Source organism: Rheinheimera sp. F8 (assembly GCF_001518915.1).
In genome coordinates, this window is record NZ_CP013656.1 from 269,584 (window position 1) to 292,957 (window position 23,374).

23 protein-coding genes are annotated in these 23,374 nt (G+C 50.1%); 7 read left to right on the top strand and 16 right to left on the bottom strand.

The window, feature by feature from the left end; translation table 11 throughout:
• Window positions 1-21 precede the first annotated feature (21 nt).
• The 8 genes from rseP to rpsB all read right to left on the bottom strand — a co-directional run bounded on the left by rseP (window position 22) and on the right by rpsB (window position 7,513).
• Window positions 22-1,374 carry a sigma E protease regulator RseP gene (gene rseP / locus ATY27_RS01290; RefSeq protein ID WP_208932333.1) on the bottom strand — a complete coding sequence of 451 codons (1,353 nt, stop codon included), beginning with the start codon at window positions 1,372-1,374 and terminating at the stop codon, window positions 22-24.
• Window positions 1,374-2,570: a 1-deoxy-D-xylulose-5-phosphate reductoisomerase gene (gene ispC, locus ATY27_RS01295; RefSeq protein ID WP_208932334.1), complete on the bottom strand. Its 1,197-nt coding sequence runs from the start codon at window positions 2,568-2,570 to the stop codon at window positions 1,374-1,376. Before ispC ends, rseP begins: the two co-directional genes overlap by 1 nt.
• On the bottom strand, window positions 2,570-3,430 hold the full coding sequence (locus ATY27_RS01300; RefSeq protein WP_208932335.1) for a phosphatidate cytidylyltransferase: 861 nt from the start codon (window positions 3,428-3,430) through the stop codon (window positions 2,570-2,572). The genes ispC and ATY27_RS01300 overlap by 1 nt, the downstream gene beginning before the upstream one ends.
• A 5-nt stretch (window positions 3,431-3,435) precedes the next feature.
• Complete coding sequence (gene uppS, locus ATY27_RS01305; RefSeq protein WP_208932336.1) at window positions 3,436-4,203, bottom strand: polyprenyl diphosphate synthase; 768 nt, start codon at window positions 4,201-4,203, stop codon at window positions 3,436-3,438.
• 93 nt (window positions 4,204-4,296) lie between these two features.
• Window positions 4,297-4,854: a ribosome recycling factor gene (frr, locus tag ATY27_RS01310; protein ID WP_208932337.1), complete on the bottom strand. Its 558-nt coding sequence runs from the start codon at window positions 4,852-4,854 to the stop codon at window positions 4,297-4,299.
• Window positions 4,855-4,901: 47 nt separating this feature from the next.
• Window positions 4,902-5,642 carry a UMP kinase gene (pyrH, locus tag ATY27_RS01315; RefSeq protein WP_208932338.1) on the bottom strand — a complete coding sequence of 247 codons (741 nt, stop codon included), beginning with the start codon at window positions 5,640-5,642 and terminating at the stop codon, window positions 4,902-4,904.
• Between the two features lie 166 nt (window positions 5,643-5,808).
• Window positions 5,809-6,681 carry a translation elongation factor Ts gene (tsf, locus tag ATY27_RS01320; RefSeq protein ID WP_208932339.1) on the bottom strand — a complete coding sequence of 291 codons (873 nt, stop codon included), beginning with the start codon at window positions 6,679-6,681 and terminating at the stop codon, window positions 5,809-5,811.
• Between the two features lie 103 nt (window positions 6,682-6,784).
• A complete protein-coding gene (gene rpsB, locus ATY27_RS01325) occupies window positions 6,785-7,513 on the bottom strand; it encodes a 30S ribosomal protein S2 (protein WP_208932340.1) in 729 nt (242 codons plus the stop codon).
• Between the two features lie 247 nt (window positions 7,514-7,760).
• On the opposite strand from rpsB, the gene map reads away from it, so the two are divergent.
• Genes map through dapD form a run of 3 tightly spaced genes read left to right on the top strand, consistent with a single transcriptional unit; the run spans window position 7,761 to window position 12,046 of the window.
• Window positions 7,761-8,555: a type I methionyl aminopeptidase gene (gene map, locus ATY27_RS01330; protein ID WP_208932341.1), complete on the top strand. Its 795-nt coding sequence runs from the start codon at window positions 7,761-7,763 to the stop codon at window positions 8,553-8,555.
• 32 nt (window positions 8,556-8,587) lie between these two features.
• Window positions 8,588-11,212 (top strand): [protein-PII] uridylyltransferase, encoded by a 2,625-nt coding sequence (glnD, locus tag ATY27_RS01335; protein WP_208932342.1) that lies wholly within the window; start codon window positions 8,588-8,590, stop codon window positions 11,210-11,212.
• Window positions 11,213-11,221: 9 nt separating this feature from the next.
• Window positions 11,222-12,046 (top strand): 2,3,4,5-tetrahydropyridine-2,6-dicarboxylate N-succinyltransferase, encoded by an 825-nt coding sequence (gene dapD / locus ATY27_RS01340; protein WP_208932343.1) that lies wholly within the window; start codon window positions 11,222-11,224, stop codon window positions 12,044-12,046.
• Between the two features lie 194 nt (window positions 12,047-12,240).
• Here the strand turns inward: dapD and ATY27_RS01345 are convergent, their stop codons facing one another.
• The 3 genes from ATY27_RS01345 to ATY27_RS01355 all read right to left on the bottom strand — a co-directional run bounded on the left by ATY27_RS01345 (window position 12,241) and on the right by ATY27_RS01355 (window position 16,881).
• Window positions 12,241-15,282 (bottom strand): TonB-dependent receptor, encoded by a 3,042-nt coding sequence (locus ATY27_RS01345; protein WP_208932344.1) that lies wholly within the window; start codon window positions 15,280-15,282, stop codon window positions 12,241-12,243.
• A 470-nt stretch (window positions 15,283-15,752) separates the two neighbouring features.
• On the bottom strand, window positions 15,753-16,550 hold the full coding sequence (gene truC / locus ATY27_RS01350; RefSeq protein ID WP_244151386.1) for a tRNA pseudouridine(65) synthase TruC: 798 nt from the start codon (window positions 16,548-16,550) through the stop codon (window positions 15,753-15,755).
• Window positions 16,537-16,881: a YqcC family protein gene (locus ATY27_RS01355; RefSeq protein WP_208932345.1), complete on the bottom strand. Its 345-nt coding sequence runs from the start codon at window positions 16,879-16,881 to the stop codon at window positions 16,537-16,539. Before ATY27_RS01355 ends, truC begins: the two co-directional genes overlap by 14 nt.
• A 92-nt stretch (window positions 16,882-16,973) precedes the next feature.
• On the opposite strand from ATY27_RS01355, the gene ATY27_RS01360 reads away from it, so the two are divergent.
• On the top strand, window positions 16,974-17,270 hold the full coding sequence (locus ATY27_RS01360; RefSeq protein WP_208932346.1) for a DUF3301 domain-containing protein: 297 nt from the start codon (window positions 16,974-16,976) through the stop codon (window positions 17,268-17,270).
• Here the strand turns inward: ATY27_RS01360 and ATY27_RS01365 are convergent.
• The 3 genes from ATY27_RS01365 to ATY27_RS01375 all read right to left on the bottom strand — a co-directional run bounded on the left by ATY27_RS01365 (window position 17,250) and on the right by ATY27_RS01375 (window position 18,741).
• The gene (locus ATY27_RS01365) at window positions 17,250-17,588 is read right to left on the bottom strand and encodes a DUF962 domain-containing protein (protein WP_208932347.1); all 339 of its coding nucleotides are present in this window, start codon (window positions 17,586-17,588) and stop codon (window positions 17,250-17,252) included. The two genes, ATY27_RS01360 and ATY27_RS01365, sit on opposite strands and share 21 nt — an antisense overlap.
• Entirely contained in the window at window positions 17,588-18,238 is a 651-nt protein-coding gene (locus ATY27_RS01370) for a GNAT family N-acetyltransferase (RefSeq protein WP_208932348.1), read from the bottom strand. Before ATY27_RS01370 ends, ATY27_RS01365 begins: the two co-directional genes overlap by 1 nt.
• 131 nt (window positions 18,239-18,369) lie before the next feature.
• The gene (locus ATY27_RS01375) at window positions 18,370-18,741 is read right to left on the bottom strand and encodes a DUF3192 domain-containing protein (RefSeq protein ID WP_208932349.1); all 372 of its coding nucleotides are present in this window, start codon (window positions 18,739-18,741) and stop codon (window positions 18,370-18,372) included.
• Between the two features lie 173 nt (window positions 18,742-18,914).
• Here ATY27_RS01375 and ATY27_RS01380 point away from each other — a divergent pair, with 173 nt between their 5' ends.
• A complete protein-coding gene (locus ATY27_RS01380; RefSeq protein ID WP_208932350.1) occupies window positions 18,915-19,223 on the top strand; it encodes a hypothetical protein in 309 nt (102 codons plus the stop codon).
• Window positions 19,223-19,993: a DUF2310 family Zn-ribbon-containing protein gene (locus ATY27_RS01385; RefSeq protein ID WP_208932351.1), complete on the top strand. Its 771-nt coding sequence runs from the start codon at window positions 19,223-19,225 to the stop codon at window positions 19,991-19,993. Before ATY27_RS01380 ends, ATY27_RS01385 begins: the two co-directional genes overlap by 1 nt.
• A gap of 19 nt (window positions 19,994-20,012) precedes the next feature.
• On the opposite strand, the gene syd is transcribed toward ATY27_RS01385, so the two are convergent.
• Window positions 20,013-20,552: a SecY-interacting protein gene (syd, locus tag ATY27_RS01390; RefSeq protein ID WP_208932353.1), complete on the bottom strand. Its 540-nt coding sequence runs from the start codon at window positions 20,550-20,552 to the stop codon at window positions 20,013-20,015.
• A 69-nt stretch (window positions 20,553-20,621) separates the two neighbouring features.
• Between syd and queF the strand changes: the two genes are divergently transcribed.
• A complete protein-coding gene (gene queF, locus ATY27_RS01395; RefSeq protein WP_208932354.1) occupies window positions 20,622-21,467 on the top strand; it encodes an NADPH-dependent 7-cyano-7-deazaguanine reductase QueF in 846 nt (281 codons plus the stop codon).
• Window positions 21,468-21,519: 52 nt separating this feature from the next.
• On the opposite strand, the gene ATY27_RS01400 is transcribed toward queF, so the two are convergent.
• Window positions 21,520-23,283 carry a PDZ domain-containing protein gene (locus tag ATY27_RS01400; RefSeq protein ID WP_208932356.1) on the bottom strand — a complete coding sequence of 588 codons (1,764 nt, stop codon included), beginning with the start codon at window positions 23,281-23,283 and terminating at the stop codon, window positions 21,520-21,522.
• Window positions 23,284-23,374: the final 91 nt, after the last annotated feature.

Sequence of the window (23,374 nt, forward strand, 5' to 3'; positions counted from 1 at the left end):
TGGACTACTTTTGATTAGTTATTACAAACGAGAAATATCGTTGAGCAGCGCAATTCCCATTAACATCAGCAGAACGAAGGCTCCGATTTTAAAACCTGTCTCCTGCGCTTTCTCAGAGACCGGCCTGCCGCGTATTAGTTCCACGACAAGATACATTAAATGGCCGCCGTCCAAAATAGGCAGCGGCAGTAAATTTACCACCCCCAGATTGACGCTAATCAGCGCCAGAAAGGACAGGAAAGCAATCAGGCCAAGGTCTGCACTGCTACCAGCACCTTGTGCAATAGAGATCGGGCCACTTAAATGTTTCACGGAAACGTCACCTAACAGCAGCTTCCCCACCATCGAGAAACTCAGCCGCACTAATTGCCAGGTCTTTTGCATGCCCTGCCAGACCGCTTCTATCGGCCCGTATTGCACCTGTTGAATATACTGTGGGTCAACCGGCTGCACCTTGGGTGACACCCCGAGGAAGCCCTGATGGAAACCATCTGCGGTTTGTTGTGATGCGGGGGTCACTGTCAACGTCAGAGGTTGACCGTCCCGTTCAACCAGCAACGACAGCGCTTTACCCGGATTGTTCTGGATGATTTTGACCATACTGGCCCAGTCCGTCAGCGCGACGCCGTCCAATACCCGCAATTTGTCATTCAGCTGTAAACCTGCCGCGGCTGCCGGGCTATTCGGCTGCACTAAACCGACGTCTAACAGCGGTTTCGCCTGCACCGGCACCATACCAAGGCTGCCAAACACCGAGTCGTGCTCAGGATCAAATTTCCACCCGGTCAAATCCAGCTGCACTTCTGCGCCAGGGCTATTGCTGTCATCCGCCATCGTCAGCGTGACGCTGTCGCGGCCAATTTGCTCCAACAACAACAGTTGCACGCCTTGCCAGTCCTGCACCGTTTCACCATTGATTGCAATAATTTGCTGGTTTGGCAGATAAGCTCTGGCCGCAATCGAATCCGGTGTGACCTGTGCAACAACCGGGCGCAAACTTGGCACACCAATCAGGTACATCAACGTCAGGGCGAATATAGCAAACAGGAAATTGGCGGCAGGGCCTGCGGCAATCACGGCCATCCGTTGTGGTACTGTCTTGCTGTCAAATGCTTGATCAGCAAGCTGTGGCAATACTGGGTCGACCCGGCCATCGAGCATCCGGACGTAACCACCCAAAGGGATCGCCGCAATCACAAACTCGGTGCCATGGCGGTCACGCCAGCTAAACAGTGTTTTACCAAAACCAATTGAAAAACGTTGCACCAGAATGCCGTTTTTCCGCGCAACCCAAAAATGACCATATTCATGCACGGTAACCAACAAGCCAAGCGCGACCACAAAGCTCAGCAGGTTCCACAAAAAATCAAACATCAGGACCAATCCTTTAATAACTTCAGCGAATAGGCACGGGCCTGACCGTCCAGTAATAAAATTTCATCCAGATCAGCCACTTTGCTTGAAGCAAAATGTGCCAGTACCTGTGCATTCAACGCCGCGATCTGCGGAAAACGGATCTGCCGGTTTAAAAACGCTTCCACCGCGATTTCGTTGGCAGCATTTAACGCTGTAGTTGCGCCCTGTCCGGCCGCACAGGCCTGCTGCGCCAGATATAAACATGGATAACGTTCAGGATCCGGCTGGTCAAAAGTAAAAGACGGTACTTCGAAGAAATTCAGCGGTTTAACATTGGAAGCGATACGGGCCGGAAATGCCAGTGCATGGGCGATCGGTGTGCGCATATCCGGATTACCAAGCTGCGCCAACACCGAACCATCGGTATATTGCACCATCGAATGAATGATGCTTTGTGGATGAATCACCACCTGAATATCACTGACGGCGCAGTTGAATAACCAGCGTGCTTCGATAAACTCCAGGCCCTTATTCATCATCGTCGCGCTGTCGATCGAGATTTTTTTGCCCATATTCCAGTTGGGATGGGCCACAGCCTGTTCCGGCGTGATCTGGTCAAAGGCATTCAATGCAGTCTGGCGAAATGGCCCGCCACTGCCGGTCAGCAGAATTTTGGCGATACCCGCGGTTTGCAGTTCGCTCTGATAACAATGTTGCTGCAACGCCGCAGGTAAACATTGAAAAATCGCATTGTGCTCACTGTCGATCGGCAGCAGCGTCGCGCCGTGTTGTTGCACCGCCCGGATAAACAACTCGCCGCTCATGACCAGTGCTTCTTTGTTGGCCAGTAACACGGTTTTGCCGGCTTTGACTGCGGCCAGGGTTGGCAACAGACCCGCAGCACCAACAATCGCCGCCATGACGACATCAGCATCCGGATGCGCGGCAAGCTCTGCCAGTGCGTCCGCGCCTGCGACGACTTCAGTCGTCAGCCCCGCCTGCCGCAGTTGCTGCTGCAGTGCAGCGGCATCAGCGGCATCGCTCAGTGCCGCATATCTGGGCCGGAACTGCACACATTGTGCAAACAGCACATCCAGACGCTTACCGCCGGTCAGTGCCAGCACCTGATACAAATCAGGATGTTGTGCAATCACATCCAGTGTACTGCAGCCAATAGAGCCGGTTGCGCCCAGCACTACCACTTGTTTTGGCATTAAAAACCACCAAACATAGCAACAAAAATTGCGAACAGCGGTGCAGTTGCGGTCAGACTGTCAATGCGGTCTAACATGCCACCATGGCCCGGGAAAATACTGCCACTGTCTTTAAGACCTGCAACACGCTTAAACATACTTTCAGACAGATCACCAAACACTGATAACAACGTCAGGATCACCGCGGCGGCAAACCATAAACCGGTTTGTTCTGGCCAACCCTGACCTGCTGCAACGATGCCCACCAGAATCAACACAAACACCAGACCACCGCCAAAACCTTCCAGGGTTTTGCCCGGACTGACATCAGGCATCAGTTTGTGTTTGCCAAACGGCTTACCAATCACGTATCCACCGATATCTGCCGCCCAGACCAGACCCAGCATCAGACAAATCAACCAGGCACCGGTGAAGCTGGATTGTTCAAAATTCACATGACGGACTAACAGGATCGCAGTGAAACTCGGCACCAGTGTCAGTACACCCATCAATGCTTTGATAGCCTGGTTGCCCGCCCAGAAACGTTGGGAAACGCGAAAACTCAGCACCAGCAACACAGCCAGCAGCCACCAGATCACGCCTAACCACAACACGGTCTGCACGGTATAATTCGTCTGCACCGGCCAGTGTAAAGCTGCAGGTGTCACCAGATAGACAGCGCCATACAGCATGGCAATCAGCGTGGTAAAAGCGGTTTTGCTGCTACTGGTATGCCAGCCACAAAAACCAGCCCATTCCCAGGCTGCCACGGCAAAAGCGGTCGCCAAAAAGATAGCAAAGCCGGTCGGCGGTAAATAAAACACCGCCCCCAGCGCAAGCGGAGCCAGCACTAAAGCTGTGATCACCCGTTGTTTAAACAAATCTATTATCCTTGTCCAGTTGCCGCTGCCAGTTCGCGGATCTGCGCGCCGGTACAACCGAAACGGCGTTCGCGGCTGACAAAACTGGCGATAGCATCGGCAAATACCTGATCATCAAAATCAGGCCATAAGGTATCAATAAAAAGCAGCTCCGCATAGGCAGCCTGCCATAGCAAAAAATTACTGATGCGGATGTCGCCGCCGGTACGGATCATCAGATCCAGTTCAGGCTGGTCGTGCATCTGGATATGGCCGGCGAGTAACTGTTCGTTGATCTCGTCAGGCCTCAAGGTTCCAGCCGCTACCTGCAGCGCAAGCTGCTGTGCGGCTTGGGCAATATCCCAACGCCCGCCATAGTTTGCCGCCACATTCAGTGTCAGTCCGGTATTGCCGGCTGTCAGCACTTGGGCTTCGGTAATTTTTTGTTGCAGTTTTGCGCTGAAACGTGACAAGTCGCCAATGATGTTCAGCCTGACCTGATTCTTGTGCAGCAATTTGATTTCTTTTTGCAGCACAAACATAAACAGTTCCATCAGACTACTGACTTCGTCTTCTGGCCGGCGCCAGTTTTCACTGCTAAAGGCAAACAGAGTTAACGAGGGAATGTTCAGTCGACGGCAAAAACTGACCGCGCGCCGCACCGCGTCCACGCCTTTTTTGTGGCCCCAGACCCGGGGTTTGCCTTGTCGTTCCGCCCAACGGCCATTGCCGTCCATAATAATGCCGACATGCCGGGGCAGCGCCTGATCCATTGTCGAGCTGGTAATAGTCATCCGTCGAGATATCCGCATTAAATGCTGTTTTTATCAACAAAAAAGCGCCGCGAAGGGGTCTGCACGGCGCTTTCCATCAGCCATGGCCAGTCATCAGACTTCCATGAGTTCCTTTTCTTTCGCTGCCAGCACTTCATCAATCTTTTTGATGAACAGATCGGTCAGCTTTTGCGTTTCTTCCGCGGCGCGGCGTTCATCGTCTTCACTGATTTCTTTGTCTTTTTGTAACGACTTAAAGTCAGCGTTGGCGTCGCGACGGATATTGCGGACTGCAACACGCGCACCTTCAGCTTCAGCACGCACAACTTTAACCAGATCGCGACGACGCTCTTCTGTCAGCGCCGGTAACGGCACGCGGATACTGGTGCCAGCGCCGATTGGGTTTAAGCCCAAATCAGATTGCATAATCGCTTTTTCAACAGCCTGAATCATCGAGCGGTCAAACACGGTGATCATCAGGGTGCGTGAGTCTTCAGCAGAAACGTTGGCACATTGCCGCAGCGGGGTATCCACACCGTAATAAGACACGTGAATACCATCAAGCAGGCTCGGATGAGCGCGGCCGGTCCGGATTTTCGACAGCTGGTTTTTCAGCGCATCTACGCTTTTATCCATCCGGGTTTTGCTGTCTTGCAGAATATCGTTAATCACTTGGTTGTTCCTTCGCGTACTGTCGGCTCGAAAAAAGTGCCGCTAGTTTACTGTAAATTTTCAGCGTGGTCGATCACTGTACCTTCCGCTTCGCCCATCGTCACGCGCTTCAATGCACCTGGTTTATTCATGTTAAACACACGGATTTGCAGATTGTGGTCACGCGCTAAAGTGAATGCAGCTAAGTCCATGACTTTTAACTCTTTTGACAGAACTTCATCATAAGTCAGGCTGGCGTATAAAGTTGCCGTTGGATCTTTTACCGGATCGGCGGAATAGACGCCGTCTACTTTTGTCGCCTTTAACACAGCATCCGCTTCGATTTCGATGCCGCGTAAACAGGCGGCAGAGTCTGTGGTGAAAAATGGATTACCAGTACCGGCAGAGAAAATCACCACACGACCGGATTTGAGCAGGCTGATCGCTTCGGCCCAGCTGTAGTTATCACAAACGCCATTCAGCGGGAATGCACTCATCAGACGGGCGTTAACAAAGGCACGATGCAACGCATCACGCATCGCCAGGCCATTCATTACAGTGGCCAGCATGCCCATATGGTCACCCACCACGCGGTTCATCCCGGCTTTTGCCAGACCTTCACCACGGAAAATGTTGCCACCGCCAATCACGATCCCCACCTGGATCCCAAGCTCGACCAGCTCTTTGATTTCGGCAGCCATCCGGTCCAGCACTTTGGGATCAATACCAAAGCCTTCATCGCCCATCAGGGCTTCACCACTGAGTTTTAACAGGATTCTTCTATAGGTAGGTTTTGGATTGATGCTCATAGGATCCCCATCATGCTGGTCAGTTAAAAACATAGAATGCAATGAAACTGCTGAGGCAGTACTGACAGATGGACTGCAGTTTCCACAGGTTTCACTTAAAAAAAACCGCGGCTGGCAAGCCAGTCGCGGTTAGTGTAGCCGGTTTCAGCGTCATGCTGAAGCGCGATTATTTCTTCGCTGCAGCGATTTGAGCAGCAACTTCAGCTGCGAAGTCAGTTTCCTGCTTCTCGATGCCTTCGCCTACTTCCAGACGGATGAAGCTGACTGCTTTCGCGCCGTGTTGCTTCAGGAAATCGCCTGTAGTAATAGCTGGGTCTTTCACGAATGGCTGACCAGTCAGAGATACTTCGCCAGTGAACTTAGTCATCCGGCCAGCAACCATCTTCTCAGCGATTTCTTTTGGCTTACCGCTGTTGATAGCGATTTCGATCTGGATTTCCTGTTCTTTTGCCACAACGTCAGCCGGAACTGAGTCTGGAGTCAGGAAAGATGGGTTGTTTGCAGCAACATGCATAGCAACATCTTTTGCGACGTCTTCGTTACCGCCTTCCAGTACCACTAACACGCCGATACGGCCTGAGTGCGTGTACTGACCGATCACGTCACCCTGAACTACAGAGATGCGACGGATGTTGATGTTTTCACCGATTTTAGCAACCAGTGTGGCGCGAGCTTCTTCAACAGTCGCTTCGCCCAAAGAGGCAGCGCTTAACGCTTCCACAGTGAACAGCTGGTTGGCGTGTGCCAGGTCAGCAGCAGCATTGGCGAATGCCAGGAAGTTAACATCACGGGCAACGAAATCTGTTTCACAGTTGAATTCAATTGCAGCAGCGTAACCGTTACCAACGCGAGTCAGTACAGTACCTTCTGCAGCGATCCGACCAGCTTTCTTGGCAGCTTTGGCCTGACCGTTTTTACGCATTAATTCAATTGCGCCTTCGATATCACCGTTGGTTTCTTCTAAAGCTTTTTTGCAGTCCATCATGCCAGCGCCAGTGCGCTCGCGTAATTCTTTAACCATACCGGCAGTTACGGCCATGGGGAATTCCTCGTTTCAATCGGGTTAGACAAACAGGGGCGAAGCCCCTGTCAGATTAAAAGGTGAATGGGGTCAGTCTGATGACAGACCCCATACAGCTGTATTACTCAGCTGCAACGAAGTTGTCGGCTTCAGCCTGAACTTCGATGTTTTTATCACGGCCTTCTGCAATAGCAGCATTGACGGCACTCAGGTACAGCTGGATAGCGCGGATCGCGTCATCGTTACCTGGGATAACAAAATCAACACCTTTTGGATCAGAGTTTGTATCAACGATAGAAACCACCGGGATACCCAGGTTGTTGGCTTCTTTGATCGCGATGTGTTCATGGTCAGCATCGATTACGAACAGAGCGTCTGGCAGACCGCCCATATCTTTGATACCGCCTAAGCTCTTCTCCAGTTTTTCCATTTCACGGGTACGATCCAGAGCTTCTTTTTTGGTCAGCTTGTCGAAAGTACCGTCCTGGCTCTGAGATTCCAGGTCTTTTAAACGCTTGATGGACTGACGAACAGTTTTCCAGTTAGTCAGCATACCGCCTAACCAGCGGTGGTTAACATAGTACTGGTCAGCTTGTTTAGCAGCTTCTTTGATTGCTTCAGAGGCAGCGCGTTTGGTACCAACGAACAGGATTTTGCCTTTCTTCGCAGCCACTGACTGGATGAAAGTCAGTGCGTCATTCATCATTGGAACAGTTTTTTCCAGATTGATGATATGAACGCGGTTACGGGCGCCGAAAATGAACGGCTTCATTTTTGGATTCCAGTAACGGGTTTGGTGACCGAAATGTACGCCCGCCTGGAGCATATCGCGCATTGAAACTTTAGCCATTTGAGTAATTCCTTAAAGGGGGTTAGGCCTCCATACATCCCATAGATCCGACTGAAGCGAGCTTCAGCACCCCGGCTTATGTGACGATGTATGTGTGTTGTTTAACTTAAGTTTGGGTTTGCAATATTGACGCTGACGGCTCTTTTCAGAATTTCGTCGGCTTTATTTGCCAAATTGCGGCGCGCTTTATACCATAGGCGCCCCGTAAACACAATGAATTGTGTAGTTTTACAGCAGAGAGCACCCCATGGCCGCGACGATCAAAACCCCGGAACAAATCGAAAAAATGCGCATTGCAGGCCGTCTGGCGGCAGAAGTGCTGGAGATGATCGAACCATATGTCAAACCGGGGGTGACGACTGGCGAGCTGGATCGGATTTGTCACGACTACATGGTCAACGTGCAAAAGACTGTCCCTGCCCCACTGAATTATCATGGTTTCCCGAAATCAATTTGCACCTCGGTGAACCATGTTATTTGTCACGGCATTCCGGCAGATGACAAAGCGTTAAAAGACGGCGATATCGTCAACATAGACATCACCGTCATTAAAGATGGCTTTCATGGCGATACCTCAAAAATGTTTGTGGTCGGCAAACCAAGCATTCTGGCTGAACGGCTGATCCGGGTCACACAGGAATGTTTGTATCTCGGCCTGAAAAAGGTCAAAAATGGCGCGCGGTTGGGCGATATCGGCCATGTCATTCAGGTTCATGCTGAAAAGCACAACTATTCGATTGTGCGCGAATATTGCGGCCATGGTATCGGTGAAATCTTCCATGAAGACCCGCAAGTGTTGCACTACGGCCGGCCCAATACCGGTGATGTGCTGAAAACCGGTATGTGTCTGACCGTAGAACCTATGGTCAACGCCGGCGAACGTCATAGTAAATTACTGAAAGACGGCTGGACGGTTGTAACGAAAGATCGTAGTTTATCGGCTCAGTTCGAGCACACTATTGTCGTGACGGACACGGGTTGTGAAATTCTGACCTTGCGATCAGATGACACTATTGAGCGGATCCTGACAGCGGACGCCTGAGCGCAGTCCCTGTCAGCACAGGGTAACAGCGCATGACAACGGCTATGGTCTTTGAAAAAACAGTCCCGGGCCAGTTTACCCTCGACGGTTATAAAAAACATTTCAGCGACTTTCTCGACTGGCTGAAAGTCGCTTCAGCCAGCCAAAGCGTGGCGACGCTGGTACGGGCCAGGGCCCGTTTTATTGACGAGGTGCTGCAGCAGCTGTGGCGCCATTATCAATTGCAGCAACATAAAGGCCTGACTTTAATCGCTGTAGGTGGTTATGGCCGCGGTGAACTGCATCCCTATTCTGATATCGATTTATTGATCCTGACCGAATCGCGCTTAAGCCGGGAGCAACAGGAACAAATTGGTCAGTTCGTGACAATTCTCTGGGATTTACGTCTCGAAGTTGGCCACAGTGTCCGCACTATCAAAGAAACCCTGACGCTCGGCCGGGAAGACATTACCATCGCCACCAACCTGATGGAAATGCGTTTTCTCTGTGGTAATCAGCCTTTATTTGAACAGCTGTCGCATGAAGTCAGTAAAGACAACTTCTGGCCCAGCAAAGATTTTTTTCAGGCCAAACGCCACGAGCAACAAGGCCGTCATGCCCAGTATCACGGTACGGCATACAACCTCGAACCGAATTTAAAAGCCAACCCTGGCGGACTGCGTGATATTCAGACCGTCGGCTGGGTGGCGAAAAAACACTTCCGCACCCGAACCATGCGCGAGTTAGTCGCGCACCATTATCTGACTGAAGATGAATATCAGGAGCTGATGGAGTGTGAGGCCTATCTGTGGCAAATGCGTTTTGCCCTGCACCTCGAAGCTGGCCGTAACGAAAACCGTATTTTGTTTGATTATCAACCTGCGGTTGCGCGCTGGCTCGGTTTTGGTGATGACGGTAAAGCTTCGGTCGAACGCATGATGAAACGCTTTTTCCGTACCGTGCAGCGCGTCAGCGAACTGAACGAAATGCTGTTGCAGCATTTTGAAGGCAACATCCTGAAAAGCCACAGTAAGTTCAAAGTGCAAAAGCTCGATGATGTGTTTGAACAACATGGTCATTTAATTTTTGCTTCGGACAAAGCCGTATTTGCCCGGCGCGAAAACATTCTGAAGTTGTTCTGGCATATTGCCGAACAGCCGCAGATCCAGGGCATTCATTCCGAAACGTTGCGTCTGCTGCGGCAAGTGCGGCGCCGTCTGATGGGCGACTTGCAGGACTATCAGGGTTGCCGCGATTTGTTTATGGCGATCATCCGCCATCCGCAAGGTATGGACCGCGCTATCACGCTGATGCACCGCCACGGCATTCTGGCGGCATATTTACCAGCCTGGCGCAATATTGTTGGCCAGATGCAGTTTGATTTGTTTCATGCTTACACTGTCGATGAACACACGCACCGCTTACTGAAAAACCTGCACCGCTATACCGAGCCGGAATTTGCCAATGAATTCCCGCTATGCACGGATATTGTCAAACGGCTGGAAAAACCGGAACTGCTGTATTTGGCGGGGATCTTCCACGATATCGCCAAAGGCCGCGGCGGTGACCATTCTGAACTCGGCGCTATTGATGCCCGCGAGTTTGGCAAAATGCATAAACTCAGTGAATTTGATACCAAATTAATTGTCTGGCTGGTGGAGCAACATTTGCTGATGTCGGTGACGGCGCAGCGCCGTGACATTCACGATCCAGCCGTGATCGCCGAATTTGCTGACAAAGTTCGCGACGAAACCCGGCTAAATTACCTGTATTGCCTGACACTGGCCGATATTCGGGCCACTAATGACAATCTGTGGAATGACTGGAAAGGCTCGTTATTGCGTGAGCTTTATCTCGGTACTCAAAAAGCGTTCCGCCGCGGTCTGGAAAAACCGATGGACCTGCGTGATCAGATCCGCGAGCACCAGACTGAAGCGCTGCGGTTGTTAGCAGAGACCGGTATTACTGAAGACAGAGTGTTACCGCTGTGGGCGAAATTCAAAGCCGATTATTTCGCCCGCTACAATCCGAAACTGATTGCCTGGCATAGTGAAAACCTGCTTGCGCACACCGATTTCAGCAGGCCGATGGTACTGGTCAGCCCGACCGCGATGCGCGGTGGCACACAAATCTTTGTGTATACCGCGGACCAACCCAAACTTTTTGCCCGGATGGTCGCGGCGCTCGACAGCAAAAAAGTCAGCATTTTTGATGCCCAGATCATGACCAACAAAGATGGTTATGCCATGGATACTTTTGTGGTGCTGGAGCAAAACGGTAATGCGGTAACGTCCACTTCCCGTATTCAAAGCATCAAAAAAGCGCTGGAGCAGGCGATTGGCCAGCCGGAACTTGTGCTCAATGCCAAGGTCAGGGTTAATAAGCAATTAAAAGCTTTCCACGTGCCACCCAAAGTGGTGTTTTTACCGGGCAAAAATAAGCAACGCACGATGCTGGAACTGGCAGCGCTGGATATGCCGGGCTTGCTGGCCACAATAGGTCAGGTGTTTGCGCAGTGTGAGATTAATATTCATGCGGCCAAAATCACCACCATCGGCGAACGTGCTGAAGACTTTTTTATGATTTCAACCCGCGAGGACCAGGCGTTATCTGCTGACGAGCAGGCAATTTTGCGCCGGGTGCTGGTGGAACAACTCACAGATGTTACAGAAGGCTGAAGAACCACCATGTCTGATTTAAAAAGCATTATCGAACAAGCATTTGAAGACCGCTTGTCGATTACTCCATCCACCGTCAGTGACGATGTCCGCCAGGCAGTCAACAATGCAATTGCCCTGCTCGACTCCGGCCAGGCCCGTGTTGCAGAAAAAATTGCCGGCGAATGGGTCACGCATCAATGGCTGAAAAAAGCGGTGCTGTTGTCGTTTCGCATCAATGACAACCAGGTGATGGACGGTGCTGAAAACCGTTTCTTTGACAAAGTACCAATGAAATATGCCAGCTACAGTCATGAACAATTTGTCGCTGAAGGTGTACGTGTAGTCCCGCCGGCCGCCGTACGGAAAGGCAGTTATATTGCGAAGAACGTGGTGTTGATGCCGTCATACGTCAATATCGGCGCTTATGTCGGTGAAGGCACTATGGTCGACACCTGGGCGACAGTCGGTTCCTGTGCACAAATCGGTAAAAACGTGCATTTATCTGGCGGCGTTGGCATCGGTGGCGTGTTGGAGCCGCTGCAGGCCAATCCAACCATTATCGAAGACAACTGCTTTATCGGTGCCCGCTCTGAAGTGGTCGAAGGTGTCATTGTCGAAGAAGGCGCGGTGTTGTCGATGGGCGTTTATATCAGTCAGTCCACCCGGATCTTTGACCGTGAAACCGGTGAAATCACTTACGGCCGCGTGCCAGCCGGTGCTGTGGTTGTGCCTGGTTCCATTCCGTCAAAAGACGGCACACATAGTCTTTATGCCGCGATTATCGTGAAAAAAGTTGATGCGCAGACCCGCGCCAAAGTCGGCATTAATGCGTTGTTGCGTAGTATCGACTGACAAAGCCTGGATGAAAGAGCCCTGCAGATGCGGGGCTTTTTTTTGCCCACAATAGTACATGGTGCATTACAGAAAACAGATTGGATCAACAAGAAAGCTGTTGTGTAACCACACAGCGTGCACCTAAGGATACATCGGCATAAAAAAAGCCCGCTGAGGGAGGGACAGCGGGCTTTGCCGGTTAACTTACAGAATTAGAACCGACCTTCAATACCTACACGAACATAACGTGGCGTTTGCCATGTGTATGCCGCATTGTACCAAGGGTTAAATGTCCCTGCAGAACGACGGGCTTCATAATGTTCGTTACTGGACGTAACTTCTTGAATATTAAGAATGTTGTAGACGTTAACAGAGGCTCTTAAATCAACACCTGACACAGTGAAATCATATGTTGCCGACACGTCAACGTTGAAGTTCCAAGGCGTACGACCCGCACTACCGCGTGGCGTTTTAGAGAAAATACGTTCCGCTGGATCACACTTACCATTACCGTTGGTATCGGTACAGCCTGTAACCAGATAGAAAGTATCACCGTAGCTGCCGTACAGTTTCGGATCACTGCTTGGGTACCCTTGACCAAACATGCTCAGCGGGCGACCACTGCTCAGCGTCGAATTCATCCCCAAGGTCAGTTTGTCAGTAACATCATAGCTACCGAAGAACTTAAACACATGACGACGGTCGTTGGCCTGATAACCATCAGCACCATCCATCAACGCAGGGAAGTCAAAGTCCTGAGTAATACCAGCATCAGCCTGGTTAATATCAGATTTCACCGCACCTTCGAAGTTACCAGTACTACGAGACCAGGTATAAATAAAGTCCCAACGCAGCGCTTCACTACGATATGCCAACTGGCTTTGCAATGAAACGTAGTCGTTGTCAGCTTCAGGCAACGCCATATCTGCTGCAGTGTAAGTTTTTAACGAACCAGCATCCGGCACGTTGTCATCATCTGCATCAGAGTACCAGCTGCCTGGTTTACCTGGGTTCACCAGGGTACAGAAATGCTGATTCGCAACCGGACCACAGAAGTCATCCAAAGCTGCCCCAACAAAACGGTAAGTACCACGGACTGACGCAGAGTAATCATCTGTCAGTTGAGTTTCATAACCCAGTACCCACTCTTCTTTATAAAATGGTTCGGCTTCTTGTGCCTGGAACAAAGCAACACTTGGCATTGCCGTAGATGTAGAGTTCACAACCTGCGAATTTCCTACTGTGCCATTAACCGGAGTGGCACCTGTTGGAGCGCCTGTTTTCGGATCAAAGCCAGTGAAATAATAATAAGTTGTTGTATCGTCTACACCTGATGCAGCGCGGTAGTTGGTATTGTTAGGCACTGGCAGATAATAACGACCCCAGGTACCAAAAATTTTGGACTCGCCAGCCCCAGTCGGGTCATAGCTGAAGCCCAACCGTGGAGCCACATCTGTTTTCAGATCGACGAAATCAACGCCGGTCGCACCAGTATTAACAAAGTGATCCTGACGAACGCCGATATTTAATGTCAGTTGTTCTGTCGGTTGATACTGATCTTCGACATACCAAGCTGTCAGCTCACTACCAAATGAACCACCGCCTACGAAGATGCGGTCTTCAACCAAATCAACTGGCTTACCAGTTGTATTCGCCCACAGTTGGCCGTTGTTGCCCTGGATAGTGTCGCCAGCCAGCTTGGTAGAGTATGTAAAGCTGTGACCACCGACCGGAGCTGTCGTTTTTCTGGATTGACGGTCTTGTTTGTCGTAGCCGAACTTCAATAAATGCGTACCGTATAAATCACCGGCAGCCCACTCAAAATCAGCACGGGTTTGTTTGTTATCGTCGTAGTCATCGCCTAAGGTACCACCGGCACCACAGCCTGAAATAGGATTCGAAACTTGGCGACCATCAGTCACAAACGGGCAATCGGTTACAGTCGGTGTAGTGCCGTATTGTGTTTTAATCTTGCCGTACATCAGATTGACAGTGAAGTCATCTGTAATGCTACCAACGTAACTCAAGCTTGCGGCTTCACCACCACGCTCGTTGACAAAATCACCCTGTTTTGCACCAATAACGCCGGTATTTGCGTTGCGGGCATAACGGGTTTCTTGCGAGTCAGTACGGTCAGAATATGCGAAGAAGCTTAAACGGTGACCTTCAATAATGTCCCAGTCAATTTTGCTACCCCAGAACAGGTTGTCGCTACCTGATGATTCCAGAGTACGCCAGCGATTGTCAGCATCGTATGGAACACGGCCACTGGTATCTGACCACTCTGATTTACGATCACGCGGGTTCACGATAGCGTAGATAAACAACTTGTCTTCGATCAGCGGGCCAGACGCAGACAGCGTTAAGTCACTTTCGCTGAATTCATCATCAGTAGTATCACGAAATACCTGACCTAAACGACTGCCAGTACCATAAGATTTTTTGCCTTCAGCACGTAAAGACGAAGGCTGAGTGTTTGCCGTAAATGCAAATTCCCACTCATTGCTGCCTGACTTTGTCACAGCATTCAACACACCACCGGTTGAACGGCCGTACATCGCTGAGTAACCACCGGTCTTGACCTGGAATTCTTTATAAAATTCAAATGGCACAGAGCCACAACCTAAACCCTGGCGAGTGTTAGTTACTTCAAGACCATTGATATAACAGGCGTTTTCAGAAATCGATGAACCACCAAATGAAGCAAAACCAATGCCGCCTGAAGCGCCGAATTTGGAGTCACCTAAAACAACACCCGGAGCCAGTAATGAAACAGCAGTGATATTACGTGCGACTGGCATTTTATCAAATTCCATCTCGCCAACGACCAGACCCGAATCTACGCTGGTTACGTCAACGGCACGGATACGAGCACCAGTGACTTCAATAACTTCAGTACCGTCATTAGGCCGGTTCAGGGCGAATGACGCAACAGAGTTACTGCCTAAAGACAAGCGCACTTTGTCTTGAGCAACAACTTTGCCATTTGCCGTAACTTCAATTTGGTATTCGCCAATTGGTAACTGGCTTACACGGAAGTTACCAGCATTGTCCAGCGCTACTTCGCGACTGAAGCCAGTTTTCGGATCTTTGACTTTCACACTGTAGGATTGTGAACTGTTTAATCCTTTTACACTTCCAAGAATGTTAGAAGTGTCTGCAGCGTAAACAGCTCCTGGTAAGCCAAGAATTGCAGAGACGGCGACAGCAGCGAGTGAACGCTTAAAGCGCCATGTTCCGTTGTTGGATTTCATTATTTCTTATTCTCCAATTTGTTGTTATCTAGGAACTTTCCGTTCCTTGCTTACTATTACCATGAACTAGCAATCGCTGTACACTGGCAATTACCCATATCGGAAACTGGCAAGTTCAAAAAAAAATGGAAATTTTGTGTAAAATTTATACATAAATTACAATCATTTACAATATTATCAATAAGAGGTCCGAAAACAGTGGCAATTCCAACCTTGCAAAGAGAGATGCAATAGCATGTAAGCTAATGTATTTAAATGTATTATTCCAAAAACACTTCTAAGCATCTGTCATCAATTAAAAAAACTAATGCATATTAATTTGTGTATTTCTTATCTTTTATTAACACAAGGGCGAATTTCAACCTGCGTCGAATTAACAAAAAAACACGATATTCGGCAGGAACTGATGTTAAATCAGTTTTAAACTGACAAAGCACTGTCATTATCAGGTAATCTTCAAAGTACCTTGATCAGTCCTGCCGCCACGGTAACTGACGATAATCCCATGCAACTACCTGACTGGAAAATTCATCTTCGCTGAATGTGAAGCCAATGTGCAGCAATAAATCGGCAAAATCACGCCAAGATGCTGACAATATGACCATTTGACCAGACACCGGATGATGAAAACTTAACTGAGCAGCATGCAGTAATAACCGTGTGCAGTTGAATTGTTGGCGGAACAACTGATTGTGCTTGCCATCGCCATGCGTCGTGTCGCCAATGATTGGATGAAACAGATGCTCACAGTGCCGGCGCAGTTGGTGTTTACGACCGGTCAGTGGTTGTAATGCAAGTAAGCTGTAACGGGCCGTCGCATAGCGACCGACGGCAAAAGGCAATTCAACATGTTGCAGCGGCCAAATTGCTGTTTGTGCAGACTGCGCGGCTTTATCCGGGCGGGCAAATTTGTCTGCGATCGCGTCGTGTTGTTCTTTTAATGCATAATCAAGCAACATCGCTGCTTTCAAATGTCCACGCACCACAGCCAGATAGGTCTTTTGCCAAAGATGTTGCTGTTCACCCATGACTCTGGCGATCTCGCTGGAAAGGCCAAATAACAACACACCTGACGTTGGCCGGTCTAACCGGTGCAACGGAAATACATGCTGACCAATCTGGTCGCGCAGCCGCAACATGACAAACTCAGTCTCATGTTTGTCGAGGAAAGAGCGGTGTACCAGCATGCCGGCAGGTTTATTGACCGCAACCAGCCACTGGTCCTGATACAGGATCTCCAGCGGGGGTTTGACTTCAGACTCTTGCAATTTGTTGCTCCCGACGACCACTTAACAACTCATCCAAATCGGCGATACGGTTAATCAGCGGCCATGCCCTTTCTCCCAAGCCTGTAAAGGCTTCCTCAGCGAAAGGGCAAATACTGATTTGTGTCGGCAACGGCAGTCGCGCATCAATCAGTGCCTGCATTCTTGGCAGCAAAACATATTGCAGCCATTGTTGCAGTGGCATCGTATCGCAACAAAATGGTGCCTGGCTGGCAAGCGCAGCAGCGCTGGGCGGCAGCTCAGTCCACAGCTGCAGGCGTCGTAATTCAGCCTCAATGGCCTGTAATATCGCTTGGGTCTGTTGATACTTCATCGGAAGCTCCCGGGAAGAAAGGCTGCGGATTTTAGCACAATGCTTGCTTTTGCTGATGAGCAGCCACATGATCGTCGCGGGGAGGAACCTTTATGAGTTCAATTGCGGTCTTACTGGCGCTGATGCTGGTTGCTTATCTGTTTTTATTACAACGCCGGCAGGATGAGCGCGCTACTGCGTTAGCGCGGCAGCTGTGCCAGCAGCAGCAAGTACAATTTCTCGATTGTGCACGTGACGGTCATCGTTGGGTGAAGATAAGCCAGAGATCTGGCTTACGAACTTTATATCTGATTGATTTCAGTGGGGATGGCGAAAGCCGTTACCAGGCGGAACTATGGATGAAGGGCCTGCGCCTGGCGGATTTTAAACTACCGCCCTTTCGGGTCTGATACAGTCAAACGCGCTTCCAACCGACCAGTGAGAAACTCAGCGTACATCACCCAATCGCCAAGCAAACTATAAAACGGGTATTTGAAAGTCGCGGGCCGGTTGTGTTCGATAAAAAAATGCCCGGCCCAGGCAAAACCATACCCGGCAACTGGTAACCACCATAACAACGCCCATTGGGCGGTCCACAGCGCATAACCCAAAATAACCAACACCAGTGTGCTGCCACAATAATGCAGCGCCCGGCACAGCGGATGTTGGTGTTCCGCCAGATAATACGGATAAAACTCACTGAAACGCTGAAATTCGGGCGTGGGCATCAGGACTCCTGCAGTTGTTGCCGTCTTCTGAACAGCAATTTACCGCTGACCTGCTGGAAGTCAAGTTGACCGACGACCTGATATTGGTCCTGGTGGAAAAACTGCAGGTATTTGTCCAACGTAACAAACACGCCGACGCCCTCTGACCCTGGATGCTGGTCGACCCAATGATCAATCGCTTTTAAAAATTGGCTCATGGCGTCTGGGTGGTGATAAGCCGGATTACGCGCGATAAACGCCAGCATATGATAAGAGGATGCTGGCATCGCATCATGTACTTTGCGCTCTTTATCGAGCATCTGCTTGCTGGACAGATATCCTGCCGTCAGCAACATTTTCAGCCGCCAGTGCCACAGCCGCTCGCCCTGAAACCCTGCGTCCGGCTCTGTCAGGCAAGCCACGCCCAGCAATTGCTCGTCACAAAATAATCCCAGAACCGGCTGTTGCTTATCCCAGAAAGTTGCAATTTCTTCTCTGATCGCAGCCCGTAATCTGGCTTCAAAATCGGGTTTTTCCGCCTGAAAAATCTGCATAAATAATGGATCATCGTGGTATGCGCTGTACAGAATGGAATTGGCTTGTCTGAGTTGTTCGGCATTCAATTGCTCAATGCGACATTTGGAAAAATCCAGCGATGTTGACTGGTTCATACGACGCCCCTTTTTTTATAGTTCCACTGACGATAGCAGGGCGAATCGGAACTGCAAGTTTGCACCTCGAACAGTTGACGACAAAAAAACGCCGGGCTATACACCTGGCGTTTTTTCATTGATCTCTCTAATCAAAGGTTTTGATAGGCCTTGTCGCCCCAACCGACTAATAAACCCCGTTTGAAAATCAACGCGGTACATTCATCTTTACTGGTCATGCCATCACTGTGGCTGTGGTGGGTGCGATAAAACAGTACTTCGACTGTCTCTCCCTGTTTATTAAAAGACTCACTAAAAGCTGGAGTGCCGAGGTTCTGCCGCACTGCACCGATCTCAGTACCCGTTTTAAGACCGCTGACATAATTCTGGTTATACTGTTGAGTCTTGCGCCAGTTGTTACCATCATCGTCGTCATCAAAATCATCATTACCGACGGCCACAACACACCCGGACAAACTACTGATCACTGCAACTGCGGTGATTAATTTTAAAAATGCATGCATATATTTTCCTTAGTTCTGAAAAAACAATTCGCTGACTGAATTGATAAACTCGCTGAGCAATCCTAATGCCAACTATTAAATCATTTAATTTCAGATAGTTAAACTATCAAGCTCGCACTCTGGGCAATTAAAGTGGTAAATTAAACCAATATTTAGCCAATGTAACGATTCTGATGAGTACATTACAAAACCGGATTGGTGTGATCGCGACACAACTGCAGCAGGAAGGGAAATCACCAAGCCTGGCGCTGGTAAGGGCCAGACTCGGCGGCGGTATCAACCCGGCAGAGCTGTTCAGTGCCTATCAGAGCTGGCGTGCGCAGGGCAGCCCGCTGACAAAGTCTGCTGAAGAGCCCGGCACTGTAACTAAATCCGCCGCTGACGACAAAGATCACACCAGCGATACGGCCATCAGACAGGATTTGGCGCGGATTGAAGCGAAATTAGACCTGATTCTGGCGTTGCTGCAGGACAAATCCTGATGTACAGCGCCGAACTCCAGTTCCGTGTCATTGGCGATACCAGTTATGCCGCGGCGGAATCTGCGATCCGTTTGTACTTGGAAGCGTTGATTTTTCAAGGCCAAATTCTCGGCCGCGAGTTCCCTACAGCTTTTCAGCAAGAGCAGTTTGTCAGCCGGGTCGTGTTGCCGGCAAAAGATGCGTTACAGACCGAATATCACAGTCAGGCTGGCTACAAAGCGTTGCAGGCCCTACAGCAGGCCGGATTGTCCTACCCCAAAGTACAGATCATGGGTGTTGATTTGATGTCCAATCACACCGATCCCTGCGAACAGCCAGACAGTTACATTCTCTACTGCCGGTTTGCCCAGATGAATTCAGTCTTATACTGCGCTGAACATTTTGCTCCGGTACCACTATACCGTTTGGGCGTACAAACCGGCTTTGAAGATCTAATCCGTTGGCAGTTACAGTATCAGGCGCTGGACGAGATCCAGATGCAGCAGCACAGTGTGCTGCTCAAGCCTGCAGAACGCTCGCTGCAGAGTTTTCGCAGCACCTTAAATACCCAAGGCAGACGTTTTGCCAAAACACTCAGTGCCCATACCGGCAAACCGGTATACTACGCCTTATATAGCGGCGTCAGTACGGACTGCAGCCTTGAAACCAGCCGTTGCTGTCCTGGCTGTGGCGGGACGTGGCTACAGCAACAACCCTGGCACGATCTGTTTGATTTTCGCTGCAACCGCTGCCAGCTGGTCAGTAATATTGCTTGGCAATGTCAGGGCTGATTTTTCTGTCAAAACCAAATCAGCCGGGGCTCAGCTGACGTAGAAAACTGAGAAAATCTGGCGCCAGCAACTGTTTAACTTCTTGCCCGGTTTGCTCCAGATACACTTCGCCGGTACTGTTTAACACCGACAACATCGAATCTTCTTCATCGGTCACGGCAAAAAACAGCGTTTCACGTTGTTTCAGCCTACGTTTCATCAGTACATGCGCAATCAGATTTTGCTGCAGCCGGATAAAATCGCCCGGATGCCATAACAATAACAAGCTGGCAGCGCCACGTGGATGACTCACCGGCAGATCCGCCCCCCATAAAGTTGCGTAAAAGGCTTTCACCGACGGGTGCAGTATCAAATCCAGGCCCTGCTCCAATCCGGTAAAATCCAGCGGATCCGTTTGCGCCACCGGCCACCAACAGACCTGGTCTTCGCTGGTTTCACCATATTGCGCCGGGGAGATTTCGGCCGGATCGGCAAAAGCGCGCCAACAATCACCTTGTTGTTCCGCCTTTAACCGGGCTTGTTGTGCCAGTTGTAGCAACTGCTGTTGTAACTCAGACATCGATATTTGCTTCCTGTGATAAACTGGGATTTTTATCCCGTTCACCATTTTATGCTTTTCGGATCAGCCATGACAAAACAAACTGAAGCCGCCCTTGCTCATCTGAGCTTGGGTAAAGTAACCGCCTATGCCGACCAATATGACGCCAGTCTGTTACAACCAGTACCGCGTCAACTGGCGCGCGATGCGATAGGTCTTGCCGCTGACAGTACCCTGCCGTTTGTCGGCCACGATATCTGGCATGGTTATGAGTTGTCCTGGCTCAACAGCAAAGGCAAACCCATGGTGGCGCTGCTGACTGTGGTGGTGCCGTTTGATTCGGCGAATCTGATTGAATCCAAGTCATTTAAACTGTATCTGAACAGTTTTAATCAAAGCCGGTTTCGCGATATCAGCCAGGTTTATCAGACCCTGCAGCAGGATTTATCGTTCTGCGCCGGCAAAACGGTGGAAGTGACCATCCATCATGTTAACGAGCTGGTGGCCTTTCAGCCGACCTGGATCCCGGGTCGTTGTATTGATGATTTGGACATTGATATCGACCAATATCAATATGATGGCACCTTGCTGCAACTGACTAACACCGCCGAGCAAGTTGAAGAAAAACTGCATTCTCATCTGCTGAAATCAAATTGTCTGATCACTTCGCAACCAGACTGGGCCAGTGTATTTATCCATTACAAAGGCAAAGCTCTTTCACACGAAAGTTTATTGCGTTATCTGATCAGCTTCCGCCAGCACAATGAATTCCATGAGCAGTGCGTCGAACGGATCTATACCGATATCTGGCGGCTGGCCCAGCCAGAATTTCTCGCGGTTTATGCCTGCTATACGCGTCGGGGCGGCCTGGACATCAATCCATTACGATCCAGCGTGCCTTACACGCCACCGAATATCCGCCTGACCCGTCAATAACTCGGATCAAAAAAGCCCGCACTGCGGGCTTTTTCATTGAGAACCTGCGTGTTTATTTCGCTGCAGGCAGATCAACGCCCAGCCAGGCCCGATAATAAGCCTTTTGCTGCCGGCTCGGCTTGGCGACCGGAACCACCTGCCAGTTGCCGGCCGGCTGAATTTGCGGTGTCAGCTGTCGCTCCAGCAAGCGGCCATCGCGAAACAGTGTCACTTTGATCGCAGTACCCGCCGGAAAATCTTTTAACCGCTCAGCAAGCTCGGTTTGTAGCTGCAGGCCATCCAGCGCGATGATGTGATCGCCGACTGAAAAATCTGCTACCCAGGCCGGTGAATCCCGCTCAACTTTACTTACCTCAGCGCCAGTTTTGCCGGCCTGCACGGTCAGTCCGGTAAAAGGCTCGGTTGGCTTCGGTTTCACCAGTTGCAGACCAGCTGTTTTGAGCAACGTTTCAGCATCCAGCTCCAATGGCGTTTCAACTTGCTGTAACCAGAATTCAGCCAACGATTGACCGGTTAAATCCATCGCGATTTTCTGTACATCCGCAGCGGTAAAAGCCGTCGTTTTGCCAAAGCGTTGGTACAACTCATTATGTAAGGTTCGATAGTTGGATTTTAAACCACTGTTATTCATCAGAAAATGATCCAGCATCCAACTCACCAGATAACCTTCGCTATAAATGTTGACGCTGAAGTTGTCGGCATGATCACCACCGAGGCTGATCCAATTGTCAAAACTACTTTGCGCGACTGACTGGATCTCCCGGCCAGGTGTGCGTTCAAAGCGTTTTAAGCGTTTGGCTAAGTCGTTATAAAACTCCTGCGGCGTCATCAGCCCGGCCCGCAGTAATAACTGGTTCTGGAAATAGCTGGTGGAGCCTTCGGAGATCCATAACAGCTTGCTGTAATTTGGCTGCAGATAATCATAAGGTACCAATTCCGCAGGCCGGTAGGCTTTCACGTTCCAGGTGTGCACCAGTTCATGCGCGGCGGTCGACAAAAACTCCAGATAATGTTCACGTTTGCGAAAACTGAACCGGTCACGTTGGATCACGGTCGAATTCAGATGTTCCGTCGCGCCACGCGCACCGCTGGCGGCATGCACGATAAACAGATAATTCTGATACGGATAGCCTTGCCAGATACTGCTCGCCTGCAATACGATTTTCTCAAAGTCTTTCACCGTTTGCGTGGCATCAAAATTGCCCTGCCCCCAAAACACTACTTCATAATCGCGGCCATCGGCTTTAAACGTGAAACTCTGATGGATACCGGTTTCAATCGGTGAATCGGCCAATACGTCATAATCGGCGGCTTTAAAACTGTGGTCGCCGGTACGGGTCATGCCGGAAGTACTGCGCCAGCCTTGTGGCACTTGTAAACTGACGGTCACCGGATCTTTACGCTGCGCATCGTGATACATCAAAAACGCCGACGCATTAATATAGGCATGGGTATCGTCGATATGACGGGTACGCTGGTTCAATTCGTTGGCGTATATCTGGTAGCTGACCACGATATCGCCAGCGGCCGGCAATTGTAATTGCCAGGTACTTTTTTCAGCTTTCTCCACCGGCACGGGTTGCCCATTAGCTAAACGCGCTTCAAAGCGTCTGACGCCATTTGCCAAATCGAGGATTTGATATTTACCACTGCGCCAGGCCGGCAGTTTCAGTGAAAAAGCCCCCGCCTGCTCCGCAGTCATTTTGATCTGGATATCAGCCAAATGCTGATCGGGATCGGTAATTTTGATCTGATAGTCCACTGCAGCCGAAGCCCACAACGGTATTACGGCCAGCAATAAAGATAAATAACGCATAAATACTCCTGATTTTTATCCCAGCCTATGCAAATCCCTGCCAGGAAACCAGTGCTTTGCGTTAAAGCTGTCAAATTTCGCTGCCAAAACT

Bases quoted from the DNA above. Each gene is read 5' to 3' on its own strand.
- ATY27_RS01355 (WP_208932345.1), bottom strand. From the start codon at position 16,881: ATGAAGTATCAACAGACCCAAGCGATATTACAGGCCATTGAGGCTGAA.
- dapD (WP_208932343.1), top strand. From the start codon at position 11,222: ATGTCTGATTTAAAAAGCATTATCGAACAAGCATTTGAAGACCGCTTG.
- rseP (WP_208932333.1), bottom strand. From the start codon at position 1,374: ATGTTTGATTTTTTGTGGAACCTGCTGAGCTTTGTGGTCGCGCTTGGC.
- ATY27_RS01375 (WP_208932349.1), bottom strand. From the start codon at position 18,741: ATGCATGCATTTTTAAAATTAATCACCGCAGTTGCAGTGATCAGTAGT.
- uppS (WP_208932336.1), bottom strand. From the start codon at position 4,203: ATGACTATTACCAGCTCGACAATGGATCAGGCGCTGCCCCGGCATGTC.
- ATY27_RS01385 (WP_208932351.1), top strand. From the start codon at position 19,223: ATGTACAGCGCCGAACTCCAGTTCCGTGTCATTGGCGATACCAGTTAT.
- pyrH (WP_208932338.1), bottom strand. From the start codon at position 5,642: ATGAGCATCAATCCAAAACCTACCTATAGAAGAATCCTGTTAAAACTC.
- queF (WP_208932354.1), top strand. From the start codon at position 20,622: ATGACAAAACAAACTGAAGCCGCCCTTGCTCATCTGAGCTTGGGTAAA.
- ATY27_RS01360 (WP_208932346.1), top strand. From the start codon at position 16,974: ATGAGTTCAATTGCGGTCTTACTGGCGCTGATGCTGGTTGCTTATCTG.
- ATY27_RS01345 (WP_208932344.1), bottom strand. From the start codon at position 15,282: ATGAAATCCAACAACGGAACATGGCGCTTTAAGCGTTCACTCGCTGCT.
- ATY27_RS01370 (WP_208932348.1), bottom strand. From the start codon at position 18,238: ATGAACCAGTCAACATCGCTGGATTTTTCCAAATGTCGCATTGAGCAA.
- ATY27_RS01380 (WP_208932350.1), top strand. From the start codon at position 18,915: ATGAGTACATTACAAAACCGGATTGGTGTGATCGCGACACAACTGCAG.
- ATY27_RS01400 (WP_208932356.1), bottom strand. From the start codon at position 23,283: ATGCGTTATTTATCTTTATTGCTGGCCGTAATACCGTTGTGGGCTTCG.
- ispC (WP_208932334.1), bottom strand. From the start codon at position 2,570: ATGCCAAAACAAGTGGTAGTGCTGGGCGCAACCGGCTCTATTGGCTGC.
- tsf (WP_208932339.1), bottom strand. From the start codon at position 6,681: ATGGCCGTAACTGCCGGTATGGTTAAAGAATTACGCGAGCGCACTGGC.
- rpsB (WP_208932340.1), bottom strand. From the start codon at position 7,513: ATGGCTAAAGTTTCAATGCGCGATATGCTCCAGGCGGGCGTACATTTC.
- glnD (WP_208932342.1), top strand. From the start codon at position 8,588: ATGACAACGGCTATGGTCTTTGAAAAAACAGTCCCGGGCCAGTTTACC.
- syd (WP_208932353.1), bottom strand. From the start codon at position 20,552: ATGTCTGAGTTACAACAGCAGTTGCTACAACTGGCACAACAAGCCCGG.
- ATY27_RS01365 (WP_208932347.1), bottom strand. From the start codon at position 17,588: ATGCCCACGCCCGAATTTCAGCGTTTCAGTGAGTTTTATCCGTATTAT.
- map (WP_208932341.1), top strand. From the start codon at position 7,761: ATGGCCGCGACGATCAAAACCCCGGAACAAATCGAAAAAATGCGCATT.